The following is a 13,269-nucleotide window of genomic DNA, read 5'->3' as shown; positions in this document are numbered from 1 at the left end:
TCACGCTCCTTGACCGAGCAGCGGAAGGCGCCGGCGCTTGGCCTCTTCCAGCTCGGCGATCTGCTTCGCGCGCTGCGGCCCGAGCTTGGTGTTCTGGACCTTGTCGTGCAGCTTGAGGATCGCGTCCAGCAGCATCTCCGGCCGCGGCGGGCAGCCGGGCAGGTAGATGTCCACCGGGACGATGTGGTCCACGCCCTGCACGATCGCGTAGTTGTTGAACATGCCGCCGGAGGAGGCGCACACGCCCATCGCGATGACCCACTTCGGCTCGGTCATCTGGTCGTAGATCTGCCGCAGCACCGGCGCCATCTTCTGACTCACCCGGCCCGCGACGATCATCAGGTCGGCCTGGCGCGGCGTCGCCGAGGCGCGCTCCATCCCCCACCGGGAGAAGTCGTGCCGGGGGTCGCCGGTCGCCATCATCTCGATCGCGCAGCACGCCAGGCCGAACGTCGCCGGCCACATCGAGCTGCTGCGCGCCCACCCCGCGACCTGCTCGACCGTGGTCAGCAGGAAGCCGCTGGGGAGTTTCTCCTCTAGACCCATGTCAGTCCCACTCCAGACCGCCGCGCCGCCAGATGTAGGCGTACGCGACGAGGACGGTGACGATGAAAAGAACCATCTCGACAAGGCCGAAGAGCCCCATCCGGTCGAACGCGACCGCCCAGGGGTAAAGGAAGATGATCTCAATGTCGAAGACGATGAACAGCATCGCCGTCAGGTAGTACTTGATCGGGAAGCGCCCGCCGCCGACCGGCTGCGGGGTCGGCTCGATGCCGCACTCGTAGGCGTCCAGCCGGGCGCGGTTCCAGCGCTTGGGTCCCGTGAGCGCGGCCATCGCCACCGAACCGCCGGCGAAGGCGAAGGCGAGCACCCCCAGCACGATGATCGGAATATAGAGATCCATATCTCTACAGCCTCTCCTCGGGACGTACGACGTTGTACGGGACGGGCCGCCTGCGACCCGCCACCCTAGCCAAGGTGATCAATAGCGCTCCCCTCAGGGGGTCGGGTACTGCACTTTAGTCCGCTCACCTGCGGAAGCCTGAAATCCACGCGCGCGTTCATGCCGCCGGCGCCACCTTCTGCATCGCGTTGATGACGCGGTCCATCGCGTCCCCGCCCTTGGGGTCGGTGAGGTTCGCGAGGAGCTTCAGCGTGAAGCGCATGAGCGTGGGGTGCGGCAGGCCGTGCGCGGTCAGGAACTTCATGACCCGCGGGTCGCCGATCGCCTGGACGAACACGCGGGCGAGGGTGAAGTAGCCGCCGTGCTCGTCCTTGAGGATGCGGGGGTACTCGTACAGGGTCCGCTCGCGCTGCGCGGGAGTGCGGCGGGCGAGCGCCTGCACCATGATGTCGGCGGCCAGCCGGCCGGACTCCAGGGCGTAGTCGATGCCCTCGCCGTTGAACGGGTTGATCATGCCGCCGGCGTCGCCGACGAGCAGCATCCCGCGGGTGTAGTGCGGCTGCCGGTTGAAGCCCATCGGCAGCGCCGCGCCGCGGATCTTGGAGGTCGCGTGCTCCTCGTCGAACTGCCAGTCCTCCGGCATCTGCGCGCACCAGCGCTTGAGCATGCCGCGGTAGTCGACGCTCTGGAACGCCTTGCTGGTGTTGAGCAGGCCGAGGCCGACGTTGGACGTGCCGTCGCCGACGCCGAACACCCAGCCGTAGCCGGGCAGGAGGCGCTGGCCGTCCCACAGCTCCAGCCACGCCTCCATGTAGTCGTCGTCGTGGCGCGGGGTCTGGAAGTAGCGGCGGACCGCGACGCCCATCGGACGGTCCTCGCGGCGCCGCAGCCCCATGGCGAGCGACAGCCGGGTGGAGTTGCCGTCGGCGGCGACGACCAGGGGCGCGTGGAACTCGATCTCCTCGCCCTGGTACTCGGCGGTGACGCCGGTGATGCGGTCGGTGCGGTCGTCGACGATGGGGCCGGTCACGTTGCAGCCCTGCAGCAGCTGGGCGCCGGCCTTGGCGGCGTGCTCGGCGAGGAGCTGGTCGAGGTCGGTGCGCTTGCGGACGAGGCCGAAGTCGGGGAAGGACGCGAGCTCCGGCCAGGGCAGCTCGACCTTGACGCCGCCGCCGTAGATGCGCAGGCCCTTGTTGCGCCCCCAGCCGGGGTCGTTGATGTCGACGCCCATGCCGATGAGGGCGCGGACGGCCCGCGGGGTGAGGCCGTCGCCGCAGATCTTGTCGCGCGGGAAGGTGGCCTTCTCCAGCAGGAAGACGTCCAGGCCGGCCTGCGCGAGCCAATAGGCGGTCGACGATCCGGCGGGGCCCGCCCCGACGACGATGGCATCCGCGTGTCGGGTGGAGTCGGTCACGATGGTCCTCTTCGCTCGTTCGCTTGTGAAGTACTTCACAAGGATCCGGTGGGGAGTCTATTCCTTTATCACGACTGGTGGGTACTTCTGGGCCGGTCCAAGTTTGGACCGGTCCGAACCACCGGCCGCCGTCTGTCAAGCAGCCTTGACGGACGGGTTGACGGCATAGTGCAGGGCGACCACCCCGAAGGTGAGGTCGCGCCAGCGCACCTCGCCCCAGCCCGCGTCCTGGATGAGCCGGGCCAGCCCCGCCTGGTCGGGCCAGGCGAGCGTCGACTCGGCGAGGTAGCGGTAGGAGTCGGGGTTGGAGCTGACCCGCGCCAGCAGCGGCAGGCCGTAGCGCAGGTGGGCCTTGTGGCCGAGCGCCAGCAGCGCGTTCGGGGGGTGGCTCACCTCGCAGATCACCAGCCGCCCGCCGGGCTTGGCGACCCGGCGGAGCTCGCGCAGCGCGAGGCCGGTGTCGGCGACGTTGCGGAGCCCGAAGGAGATGGTGACGGCGTCGAAGGAGGCGTCGGCGAAGGGCAGCCGCAGCGCGTCCCCGGCGACGAAGCGCAGGCCCGTGACGCCCGCCTGGCGCCGCACGCCCACGCGCAGCATGCCGAGCGAGAAGTCGCACGCGACCGTGTCGGCCCCGGCCTCGGCGAAGGGCACCGACGACGTCCCCGTGCCGGCCGCGAGGTCGAGGACCCGCTCACCCGGCCGCGCCCCCAGCGCCCGGACGACCTCCCGCCGCCACCGCCGGTCCTGGCCGCCGGTCATGAGCGAGTTCATGAGGTCGTACCGCTCGGCGGTGCCGTCGAACATCGCCGCGACGTCGGCGGGCTGCTTGTCGAGTGAAGCGCGGGTCATGCTCCCAGCCTAGGCCGCGCAAGCCCCTGCGCGCGGGGGCGGGGGTCACTCCGCGCGGGTGCGCGGAGCGTCCTCCTTGGCGACCGACCTGTCGAACCTCTCGCGCTGCGAGCGCACCCCCCGCACGACGACGGCGGACATGCGATCGCGCTGCGCGGACAGCAGCACGTAGCTGACGACGCCGCTGATCAGCAGCGCCAGCATCAGGAGCAGGAACCCGCGGGCCCCGAAGAGCGCGAGCACCCCCGCGGTGACCGCGAAGATCACGGCCCGGGCCAGGGTGTAGAGGATGACGGAACGCATGGCCTTTCGAGGTTATCCCCGGACCTGACCGCCCTCGCCCCGGGGTCGGCCCAGCACGTCCAGCAGGAGGGCCGGGTCGACGTTGCCCCCGGAGAGGATCGAGACGTAGGCGCGGCCCCCGGGAAGCTCCGCGCGGCGGTAGAGGTAGGCGGCGGTGGCGACGGCGCCCGCCGGCTCGGCGATGAGGCGGGCCTCGCGGGCGAGGCGCCGCATCGCCTGCCGGATCTCGTCCTCGGTGACCGTGACGATCCCGTCGACGTGGGCGCGCATGTGCGCGTACGGCAGGTCGCCGACCCGCTGGACGCGCAACGCGTCGGCGATGGTGCGGCCCGTCTCCTCCGCGGCCCACTCGACGGGGCGCCCCGCCGCCATCGAGTCGCGGGCGTCCGCGGCGAGCTCCGGCTCGACGCCGACGATCTTCGCCTCCGGGCGCAGCGCCTTGACCGCGGCGGACACGCCGGCGATCAGGCCGCCGCCGCTGACCGGGACGAGCACGACGTCCACGTCCGGGCGGTCCTGGACGATCTCCAGCCCGGCGGTGCCCTGGCCGGCGATGATCCGCGCGTCGTCGTAGGGCGGGACCAGGGCGAAGCCGTGCGCGGCGGCGAGCTTGCCGGCGGTCTCGGATCGGGCCTGGGCGGTCGGCTCGACGTGGACGACCTCGGCGCCGAGCGCGATGCACGCCTCGACCTTCACGGCGGGGGTGGTGTGCGGCATGACCAGGACCGCCCGGACGCCGAGCGCGCGGGCCGCGTAGGCGACGGCCTGGGCGTGGTTTCCGCTGGAGTGCGTGACGACGCCGCGCTCGCGCTCCTCGGGGGCGAGGGAGGAGATGGCCGAGTAGGCGCCGCGCAGCTTGAAGGCGCCGATCGGCTGCAGCGACTCGGCCTTCACCAGCAGCGCCGGCGCGCCGGCGGCGGACGGGGCGGGGTCGCGGGAGAACGGGACGAGCGGCGTCCGGACGGCGACGCCCGCGATGCGCTCGGCGGCCCGTTCGATCTCCGGCAGCGTTACGAGGTCGGACATGCCCGGAGACTACTTCTCCGTGCTGGTCGCGGGGGCCTCGACCGCGTGACAGGGCAGGTCAGCGGGGGTCAGGGTGATCACTGTGGCCCATGCCGGAATCACCGTCCGTCATCGCCGCTGTTCGGCGGACTACGGTCGGTGATCTTTTCCGAAAACAAGGGAGAAATCGGTCTTGACCCGCCACACTGTTAAACAGTCCACCCGCGCCGAGAGCGGGACAAAGGGGGAGAGAAAACGTGGAAAGCACGAGCGAGCGCCTGCTGACTCCAGGAGAGGTCGCCGCCCTCTTCCGGGTCGACCCGAAGACGGTCACCCGGTGGGCCGCCGCGGGCCGGATCAGCAGCATCCGCACTCCGGGAGGCCACCGGCGCTTCCGCGAGTCCGAGGTGCACGCGCTGCTGCGCGGCGAGGAGCCCGTCGCCGAGCATTCGGCCCACTGACCTGGGCCCCTCGCCCGGACCCCGGTCCTGAGCCGCCCGGACCGCCCGCCGAAGCAGTCCTTGGCCGAAGGCAGTCCTCGCCGGGCGGCCGGGGCGCTCCCCGCCCCGCCTCCGCTCACTTCTCCAGCACCGCCCTCCAGGGCTTGGACTCGCGCCCGCTCTCCAATGCCCGCCTTTTCGCGCTCACCCCGCGCCGCTCATTGTCGGCGCTCACTCCTCGGCACTCACTCCTCGGTGCCGCCCGCCTTCCATTCCTCGAACCGGCGGAGCAGGTCCGCGTCCTCGTCACGCCAGCGGCGCCGCCGTTCCGCCAGTTCCTCCTCGGTGAGCGACTCGCCCAGCAACCGGTCGTAGTCGGGATCGTCCGGGCCGATCTCGACGTAGGCGTCGGCGATGATCCGTCCCTCGCTCGCCTCGGGCCCGGGCTCGCCGCCGTCGGCGAGAACGCTGTGGGGGACCCGGAGCGTGCCGTCGGGAAGCCGGATCACGTACATCGTCGATCACCTTCGCCGTCTGTCGTCGCGCGGCCTGTCATCTCGGTGTCCTAGATCCCGTACCTGCGGTTGAAGAAGAGCATGACCTCAAGGGCCGTGCGGATGTTGCCGGCGAGCATATCCACCAGGGCGGGACGCTGCCGGGAGGAGATCGCGGCGAACGCGTCGGCGAAGAACTCGCGGCGGCCGAGCGCGTTCGGCTGCTTGTGGAACTCGCTCGCCAGGTACGGCAGGCACTCCTCGTACAGCTGCCGGAAGGCGGGGCTGTCGGAGGTCCACTCGCCGTCGTCGCCGTCGATGTCGTCGAGCGCGTGGCCCACCTCGTGCAGCATCACGTCGGGCGTCGGGGACGGCCGGTCCCCCACCACGATCTTGCGGTCGCCGTACGCGCCGGCGCAGATGTCCCAGGTGGCGCGGCCGGACGGCAGCGGGCGGTCGCGCAGGTGGCCCATGTCGTCGAGCTGCGGGACGCCGCCGGGGCCGACGTAGATGCCGTCGAGGCCGCTCGCCAGCTTCTCCTTGAGCGCCTCCGGCAGCGACGCCAGGCTCTCCACCGCCCCGATGACCGCGTCCGGCGGCGGCCCCTCCCGGACGTCCCACTGGCGGTGCAGGACGGCCTCCAGCACGCCGCAGTCGCGGCGGCCGTCGGCGGCGTGCGGCGTGCCCGGCGGGTGGGGCTCCACGCGCGGCCGGTCGTCCTCCAGCTCGAAGTCGCTCCAGGAGTAGTCGCCCGAACGCGGCCGGCCCTGCCCGCGCCGCCCGAGCCGGCCGGTCATCCCGCGCAGGCCGCCCGCCGTGTCGACGGGATCCGCCTCCGGACGATCGGGCCCGAGCGCGTAGTCGTCGTCGCGGCCCGCCTTGCGGAACCGGCCGAACCGGTCGCGCGGCTGGTTGCTGCGCGGCCGCACCTGCCCCGAGTCGGGCGGGGACGGCGCGTAGGGGACCTCGTCGCCGGCCGCGTCCGCGCGGAACCGTCCGCCGCGGAACGTCTCCCGGGGCTTGCGGTGGACGCCTTTGAAGCGCATCGGGCTCCTCTGTCAGCCGGACCCGCGGGGGTATCGGGCGGCGACCGCCGCCGGACCGGGTCCCTGAGGAAGGGTAAGCCGGAACCCGACTCTCCGTCATCCCGTGGAGTTGCGCGGCCGCGGCGCTCCGCCGGGCGTCAGGCGTAGGAGTGCAGGCCGGAGAACATGTAGTTCACGCCGAAGAAGTTGAACAGCAGCGCGGCGAACGCGACCAGCGACAGGATCGCGGCCTTGCGGCCCTTCCAGCCGGCGGTGGCGCGGGCGTGCAGGTAGGCCGCGTAGATGATCCAGGTGACGAAGGACCAGATCTCCTTGGGGTCCCAGCCCCAGTAGCGGCCCCACGCCTGGTCGGCCCAGATGGCGCCCATGATGATCGCGGCGGTCCAGATCGGGAACGCGAACATCGTGACCCGCATCGAGAGGCGGTCCAGGGCCTCCACCGACGGGATGCGCGACAGCACGCCGCCCGCCGCGGCCCCGCCGCGCGACTCGGCCCGCTCCTTCAGCAGGTACAGGATCGTCGCGGCGCCCGCGACGGTGAACGCGCCGGTCGCGATGATCGCGGCGGTCACGTGGATGGCGATCCAGTAGGAGTTCAGCGCCGGGCTGACCGGCCCCACCGAGTCGTACAGCCAGATGTTGGCGACGCCGAGGGCGACGACCGCGGCGGCCATGACGAACGCGCCGAGGAACCGCGCCTTGTAGCGGAACATCACGACCATGAACGCGGTGACGGCCGCGAACGAGATGGCGGTGAGGAACTCGTACATGTTCCCCCACGGCCAGCGGTTCGCGGCGAGCCCGCGGGTCACGAGGACGCCGAGCTGCGCGCCCCAGCCGAGCACGTTCAGCAGGACGGCGAGCCGGATCCAGTCGACCCGGGAACGCTCGGCCCCCTCGTCCGCCGAGGCGGCGGCCGTGTCCGGGGCGGCGCCCGTTCCCGAGGCGTCGTCCTCGGCACCGGCGGCGCCCACGAGCACCTTCGCCCCGCTCTTCGCCGGGACGGCCGCGACCGCGCGGCGGCGGCCGAAGCCCATGTCGGCGGCGTAGGCGACCAGCGCGATGATGTACATCACCACGGTGGTCAGCATGAGCTTGTCGCTCAGGTTCGCGAGGTCGGCGTTGCTCACCTCGTCACTCCTTCGGTTCGTTCGCCGCACCCGAGGGGCCGTCGGCGGCGGGGGTCTCGCCGGGCTCGGATGCGGGCCCGTCCTGCGGACCGCGCAGGGCGGCCACGATGTCGTCGAACTCCGAGGTCGGGTTCCCCAGCGTGAGACCGCCGACCTCCACCACCGTACGCCCGCCCTCTCCGGCGCTCGCACGGACCCACACCCTGCGCCTGCGGACCATGAACGAGGTCGCCACGCCGAGCACGGCGAGGATGGCGGCGATCAGCGCGGGGATGCGGCCGGGGTCGCGGTTGACCGACAGGCTCGTCCACTCCCTGAGCCCGTCGAAGGTGACCGTGCCGGCGTCGCCGGGCAGCTTGAAGGACTCCCCGGGCTCCAGCAGCTTCTGGCCGCCCTTGATCGGCTGGATCGTCCGGCCGATGCCCTCCAGCTTGTAGACCGACTGCGGGCTGCCGGAGTCCAGGCCGAGGTCGCCCTTGAAGGCGGTGATCGTGACGACGGGGCGCAGCGGGGCCGGGAACGCCGAGACGATCTGCCGGCCGTCCTCGCTCGCCACCGCGGTCGGCCACAGGATGGCGTAGAAGGCGAGCTGGTCGGGCTCGGCGTCGGGGACCTTGACGACGCCCTCGGACGTCAGGTTCCGCGGCTCCATCTCCAGGAACGGCACCGAGTCCTGGAAGGCGACGTTCCCCTTGGCGTCCCGGACGGTGAACACCGGCGCGTACCCGTGGCCGAGCAGGTACACCTTCGCGCCGCCGACCTTGAGCGGATGGTTGATCTGGAGGTCGTAGGGCTTGTTCGGGGCGTCCGGACTCGACCGGTAGCGGATCTTGGCGTTGAACGACGTGGCCTGGCCCCGCTTGGCGCCCTTGGCCTCGTACTCCGCCTTGAAGTCGTCCAGCGTGATCGTGAACGGGGCGAGCTCGCCGCCGCTGAACGCGCGTCCGGGCTGGAACTGGTCGTAGAGACCGAGCGAGTTGGCGAACGTCTTGCCCTCGGTCAGCAGGACGTTGCCGCGGTAGCCGAACAGGTTGCCGAGGCCGAGCGCGAACAGCAGCGCCAGCAGCGCGAGGTGGAAGAGCAGGTTGCCCGTCTCGCCCAGGTAGCCCTTCTCGGCGGCCGCGGCGCCGTCGGACGCGTCCACGCGGAAGCGGCGGGAGCGCAGCGCCGTGCGGGCCTCGGCGAGGACGTCCTCCGGGGAGGCGTCGGTCTCGTACGTCGCCGACTGCGGCAGCCTCGCCAGGTTCCGGGGGGCCGCCGGCGGGCGCGCCCGCATCGACCGGTAGTGCTTGACGGCGCGCGGCACGACGCAGCCGGCGAGCGAGACGAACAGCAGGATGTAGATGGCCGCGAACCAGGGGGCCGCGAACACGTCGAACATGGAGAACCTGTCGAGCCACGGCCCGAGGCTCTCGTGCTTCTCCAGGTAGGCGGCGACCTTCTCGGGCGCCTGGCCCCGCTGCGGCAGGATCGAGCCCGGCACCGCGCCGAGCGCCACCAGGAACAGCAGGATCAGCGCGGTCCGCATGGTGGTGAGCTGCCGCCAGCCCCACCGCAGCCAGCCGAACGGGCCGATGCCGGAGGGGCGCGGCACCTCCTGCGGGGCCTGCCGCGCGGCGGGCGCGTCGGTGCCGGCGTCCCCGGCGGCCTGGTCCTCGGCGGGGCCGGCGCCGGCGTGGTCCGTGTTGGTGTCAGTCATCTCAAATCACCGGTTCGAAGCCGCTGATCCACGACCTCAGCTCGATGGTCAGGTCACCCCACAGGCCGCTCACGAGCAGCACCCCGATGAGGACGAGCATCCCCCCGCCGATCCGCATGACCAGGGGGTAGTGGCGCTTCACGGCGCCGAACGCGCCGAGCGCCCTACGGTAGGCGATCGCGGTGGCCACGAACGGCAGGCCGAGGCCCGCGCAGTACGCCAGCGACAGCAGCGCCCCGCGCCCGGCGCTGGCCTCGGTGATCGCCAGGCCCTGCACCGCGCCGAGCGTCGGGCCGATGCACGGCGTCCAGCCCAGCCCGAACAGGACGCCGAGCAGCGGCGCCCCGGCGAGCCCGGCCGCCGGGAGGCGCCCCGACTTCACCGTCCGCTGGAGCCCGGGGACGAAGCCCATGAACGCCAGGCCGAACACGATCGTGATGACGCCGAGGACGCGGGTGATCGTGTCCTGGTACTCCAGCAGCCACCGTCCGAGCCCGCCGAAGACCGCGCCGTAGCTGACGAAGACGACGCTGAACCCGGCGACGAACAGCAGGACCCCGGCGAGGAGCCGCCCCCGCCGCTGCTCGGCGAGGTCGGCGCCGGTCATGCCCGTCACGTACGACAGGTAGCCGGGGACCAGCGGCAGGACGCACGGGGAGGCGAACGAGACGAGCCCGGCGAGGGCCGCCAGCGGCGCCGCCGCCACCAACGACCCGCTCACGACCGTCTCGTCCAGGGAGCTCACTTCTCCGCGAGGACCTTGCCGACCAGGGGGTCCAGCTTGGTGAACGTGGTCGCGCCGATGATGCGCGCGGCGACGCGGCCCTGCCGGTCCAGGACGAGGGTGCTCGGGATCGCGCTCGGCGGGACCTCGCGGAACGCGAGCGTGACGCGGCCGTCGGCGTCGAAGAGGCTCGGGTAGGTGACCTTGAACTTGCGCTCGAACGCCTGCGCGTTGGGCTTGGAGTCCTTGAAGTTGACGCCGAGGAACTCCACGCCCTGCGCCTTCTTCCCGTCGTAGACGTGCTGGAGGGACGGCGCCTCGCCCCGGCAGGGCGCGCACCACGACGCCCAGAAGTTGACGACGACGACCTTGCCCCTGAGGTCGGCCAGCCTGAAGGATCCGCCGTCGAGCCGTTCCCCGGTGACGCTCGCGAGGCTCTTGCGCTGCGCCGCCTGGTACTCGGTCACGTTGCCGTCGCCCGAGATGAAGCGGTTGTCGCCGCCGTCGGGGCCGCCGTCCGCGGCGCCGGTGCCGGCGCAGCCCGCGAGCAGGCCGCAGAGCGCGACGGCGGCGCCCGCGCGGAAGGGAGCGCGCGAGGGCGAGATGCGGCGGGGGTTCACGTGCCCCTCCTCGGTGGTACTACAAGGCGTTCAGTACAAGACGTGGAGTACTACAGGATGTAGTACGAACTTAGCGGTGCGGTCAGGCGCCCGCGACACTGGGGCCCTTCGCGATCCCGGCGGCGGGCTCGGAGTAGGCGACCTCCACGAGCCGGCTGCCCTCGAACGTCAGGCTGGTGAGGCTGGCGAGCGAGCACTCCCGGCGGGCCGGGTGGTGCCAGAGCCGGCGGCGCTCGGCCGACAGCCGCAGGATCCAGATCGGCAGCTGGTGGCTGACGCAGACGGCCTCGTGGCCGCGCGCCGCCTCCCGGGCCCGGATGACAGCGGCGCGCATCCGGGCGGCGAGCAGCTTGTACGGCTCGCCCCAGGACGGGCGGAACGGGTTGACGAGGTGGCGCCAGTGCTCGGGGCGGCGCAGCGAGCCGGTCCCCACCCCGAACGTGAGCCCCTCGAAGTGGTTGCCGGCCTCGATCAGGCGGTCGTCCACCGTGACGGGCAGGCCGAGCGCGTCGGCGAGCGGCGCGGCCGTCTCCAGCGCCCGCTGCATCGGCGAGGAGAACAGCGCGGTCACGTCCCTGTCGGCGAACCACCGGGAGGCGGCCTTCGCCATGAGGACGCCGTCCTCGCTGAGGCGGTAACCGGGCAGCCGCCCGTAGAGGACGCCCTCGGGGTTGTGCACCTCGCCGTGCCGCAGGAGGTGAACGATCGTCGTGTCAGTCATGGCGTCGTCAGATTACCCGCGCTGACGCCTCCTCCCCGCAACCGGCCGGCACGGCGGCGCGCAGGGCGGTCACGGCGGCGCGGATCGCGGGCCGGCGGGCCGCCTCCTCGCGCCAGACGGCGTAGACGCGGCGCGACAGGGGGGCCGAGAGCGGGACGATCGCGACGCCCGGCGGGACGTCGCAGCGGCCGAGGCGGGGCAGGATGACGTTGCCGAGCCCGGCGGCGACCAGGGACAGCTGGGTGGCGAACTCGTAGGCCTGGTGGTCGATCCGGGGTTCGCTGTCCACGGCGCGCAGCGTGCGCAGGAGCCAGTCGCAGCAGATGCTGTCGGGCGAGGAGCTGATCCACGGGTCCCCGGCGAGCTCCTTGAGGTCGATCGTGTCGCGCCCGGCCAGCTCGTGGCCCGCGGGCAGCGCCACGTCCGCGACGTCGTCGCAGATGACGCCCTTGCACAGGCCCTCGGGGATCGGGAGCGGCTCGTTGTTCCAGTCCTGGACGACGGCCATGTCGAAGTCGCCGCGCAGGACGAGCGGCATGCTGCGCATGGGGTCCTCCTCGCGCAGCAGGACGCGCAGATCGGGGTGGTCGGCGCGCAGGGCGCGCAGCGCGACGGGCATCAGCCCGCGGATCGCGGTCGGGAACGAGGCGACGGTGAGCTGGCCGACGACGGAGCCGCGGTGCGCCTCCAGGTCGGCCTGCGCCTGCTCGACGAGCGACAGGATCCGTTCGGCGTGCGCGACGAGCAGCTCGGCGGCGTCGGTGAGGCGGACGCCGCGGCCGTTGCGCTCCAGCAGCTTCTGCCCGGTCTCGCGCTCCAGCTTCGCGAGCTGCTGGGACACGGCGGACGTGGTGACGTGCAGGACGTCCGCGGCGGCGCTGACCGACCCGTACGTCGCGACCGAGTGCAGGGCGCGCAGCCGTTCCAGATCAAGCATGAAGCAATACTAAAACGAGGTGTCAAGAAGTTCTCGCTTGTCCTAAATCAAGTGTTTCCTCACGATCGAGGGATGAGATCGCGCCACGTCCTGCTGGCCACGCTGATCGCCGCGCTGTGGGGCTTCAACTTCGTGCCCATCAAGGTGGCCCTGGACGACTTCCCGCCCCTGCTGATGGCCGCCCTGCGGTTCACGGCCGCGGCGGTGCCCGCGGTCTTCCTCGTCCGCCGCCCGCCGGTCGCCGCGCGCTGGTTCGTCCTGGTCGGCGTCCCGCTCGGCGTGGGGCAGTTCGGCCTTCTGTTCATCGGCATGAGCATGGGCATGCCGGCCGGCCTGGCGTCGGTCGTGCTCCAGGTGCAGGCCGTCTTCACCGCCCTGTTCGCGGGCCTGCTGCTGGGCGAGCGCGTCGGGGGCCGCCAGGTCGCGGGGATGGTCGTGGCGTTCGCCGGGATCACCGTGCTCGGCGTCGCGCAGGGCGAGGGCGGGAGCCCGCTGGGGGCGTTCCTGGTCTGCCTCGGCGGCGCGGCCGGCTGGGGGCTGGCGAACGTCGCCATGCGGCGGATGAACCAGTCCACCGAGAAGCCGGTCGACCCGTTCGCGTTCATGGTGTGGATGTCGCTGGTGCCGCCGCTCCCCCTGCTCGCCCTGTCGCTGGTCTTCGAAGGGCCCGGGGCCGTGCCGGAGGCGGCGCGCGACCTCTCGGTCGCCGGGGTGGGCTCGCTGGCGTTCATCGCCTACGTCGCGACGCTGTTCTGCTTCGGCGGATGGGCCTGGCTGATCCGCCGGTACGAGGCCGGCACGGTCGCCATGTACTCGCTGCTCGTCCCGCCGTTCGGGCTCGTCTCGGCGGCCCTGCTGCTGGGCGAGCACGTGGACGCGGTCCGGCTCGCCGGCGCCGCTCTGATCATCGCGGGGGTCGCCGCCGGCAGCGTCCGGCCGCGGTCCCGCGCCCGCAGCCTGCCGGCGCCGTCCGCACCACC

Annotated in this window: 16 protein-coding genes; 2 read left to right on the top strand and 14 right to left on the bottom strand. The window is 72.3% G+C overall.

The window, feature by feature from the left end:
• The 6 genes from ABD944_RS18825 to ABD944_RS18800 form a co-directional block, all read right to left on the bottom strand.
• Window positions 1-546, bottom strand: a complete 546-nt coding sequence (locus ABD944_RS18825) for a NuoB/complex I 20 kDa subunit family protein (protein ID WP_185028681.1) — start codon at window positions 544-546, stop codon at window positions 1-3.
• A 1-nt stretch (window position 547) separates the two neighbouring features.
• Window positions 548-907, bottom strand: a complete 360-nt coding sequence (locus ABD944_RS18820) for an NADH-quinone oxidoreductase subunit A (protein WP_089315506.1) — start codon at window positions 905-907, stop codon at window positions 548-550.
• Between the two features lie 157 nt (window positions 908-1,064).
• Complete coding sequence (locus tag ABD944_RS18815) at window positions 1,065-2,321, bottom strand: geranylgeranyl reductase family protein (protein ID WP_345178210.1); 1,257 nt, start codon at window positions 2,319-2,321, stop codon at window positions 1,065-1,067.
• Between the two features lie 135 nt (window positions 2,322-2,456).
• A complete protein-coding gene (locus tag ABD944_RS18810) occupies window positions 2,457-3,170 on the bottom strand; it encodes a demethylmenaquinone methyltransferase (RefSeq protein WP_345178209.1) in 714 nt (237 codons plus the stop codon).
• Window positions 3,171-3,215: 45 nt separating this feature from the next.
• Window positions 3,216-3,473, bottom strand: a complete 258-nt coding sequence (locus ABD944_RS18805) for a DUF4229 domain-containing protein (RefSeq protein WP_345178206.1) — start codon at window positions 3,471-3,473, stop codon at window positions 3,216-3,218.
• 12 nt (window positions 3,474-3,485) lie between these two features.
• Entirely contained in the window at window positions 3,486-4,499 is a 1,014-nt protein-coding gene (locus ABD944_RS18800; RefSeq protein WP_345178203.1) for a threonine ammonia-lyase, read from the bottom strand.
• Window positions 4,500-4,735: 236 nt separating this feature from the next.
• Here ABD944_RS18800 and ABD944_RS18795 point away from each other — a divergent pair, with 236 nt between their 5' ends.
• The gene (locus ABD944_RS18795; protein ID WP_141580358.1) at window positions 4,736-4,939 is read left to right on the top strand and encodes a BldC family transcriptional regulator; all 204 of its coding nucleotides are present in this window, start codon (window positions 4,736-4,738) and stop codon (window positions 4,937-4,939) included.
• Between the two features lie 224 nt (window positions 4,940-5,163).
• On the opposite strand, the gene ABD944_RS18790 is transcribed toward ABD944_RS18795, so the two are convergent.
• The 8 genes from ABD944_RS18790 to ABD944_RS18755 form a co-directional block, all read right to left on the bottom strand.
• Complete coding sequence (locus ABD944_RS18790; RefSeq protein ID WP_345178198.1) at window positions 5,164-5,433, bottom strand: hypothetical protein; 270 nt, start codon at window positions 5,431-5,433, stop codon at window positions 5,164-5,166.
• Between the two features lie 50 nt (window positions 5,434-5,483).
• A complete protein-coding gene (locus ABD944_RS18785) occupies window positions 5,484-6,458 on the bottom strand; it encodes a hypothetical protein (protein WP_345178195.1) in 975 nt (324 codons plus the stop codon).
• A gap of 137 nt (window positions 6,459-6,595) precedes the next feature.
• Window positions 6,596-7,588, bottom strand: a complete 993-nt coding sequence (gene ccsB, locus ABD944_RS18780; protein ID WP_345178192.1) for a c-type cytochrome biogenesis protein CcsB — start codon at window positions 7,586-7,588, stop codon at window positions 6,596-6,598.
• 4 nt (window positions 7,589-7,592) lie between these two features.
• The gene (gene resB, locus ABD944_RS18775; RefSeq protein ID WP_345178190.1) at window positions 7,593-9,287 is read right to left on the bottom strand and encodes a cytochrome c biogenesis protein ResB; all 1,695 of its coding nucleotides are present in this window, start codon (window positions 9,285-9,287) and stop codon (window positions 7,593-7,595) included.
• Window position 9,288: 1 nt separating this feature from the next.
• On the bottom strand, window positions 9,289-10,032 hold the full coding sequence (locus ABD944_RS18770; protein WP_345178189.1) for a cytochrome c biogenesis CcdA family protein: 744 nt from the start codon (window positions 10,030-10,032) through the stop codon (window positions 9,289-9,291).
• Window positions 10,029-10,631 carry a TlpA family protein disulfide reductase gene (locus ABD944_RS18765; protein WP_345178187.1) on the bottom strand — a complete coding sequence of 201 codons (603 nt, stop codon included), beginning with the start codon at window positions 10,629-10,631 and terminating at the stop codon, window positions 10,029-10,031. Before ABD944_RS18765 ends, ABD944_RS18770 begins: the two co-directional genes overlap by 4 nt.
• 82 nt (window positions 10,632-10,713) lie before the next feature.
• On the bottom strand, window positions 10,714-11,352 hold the full coding sequence (locus ABD944_RS18760; RefSeq protein WP_345178185.1) for a histidine phosphatase family protein: 639 nt from the start codon (window positions 11,350-11,352) through the stop codon (window positions 10,714-10,716).
• Window positions 11,353-11,359: 7 nt separating this feature from the next.
• Entirely contained in the window at window positions 11,360-12,289 is a 930-nt protein-coding gene (locus ABD944_RS18755) for a LysR family transcriptional regulator (RefSeq protein WP_345178184.1), read from the bottom strand.
• 72 nt (window positions 12,290-12,361) lie between these two features.
• Between ABD944_RS18755 and ABD944_RS18750 the strand changes: the two genes are divergently transcribed.
• Window positions 12,362-13,269 (top strand): EamA family transporter (locus ABD944_RS18750; RefSeq protein WP_345178183.1); only part of this gene is annotated, 908 nt, incomplete at its 3' end.

The sequence above is a fragment of the Actinomadura verrucosospora genome, assembly GCF_039540335.1.
GTDB lineage: Bacteria > Actinomycetota > Actinomycetes > Streptosporangiales > Streptosporangiaceae > Spirillospora > Spirillospora verrucosospora.
The sequence above is the reverse complement of the archived record's forward strand: the minus strand, read 5'-3'. Positions and strand labels throughout refer to the sequence as shown.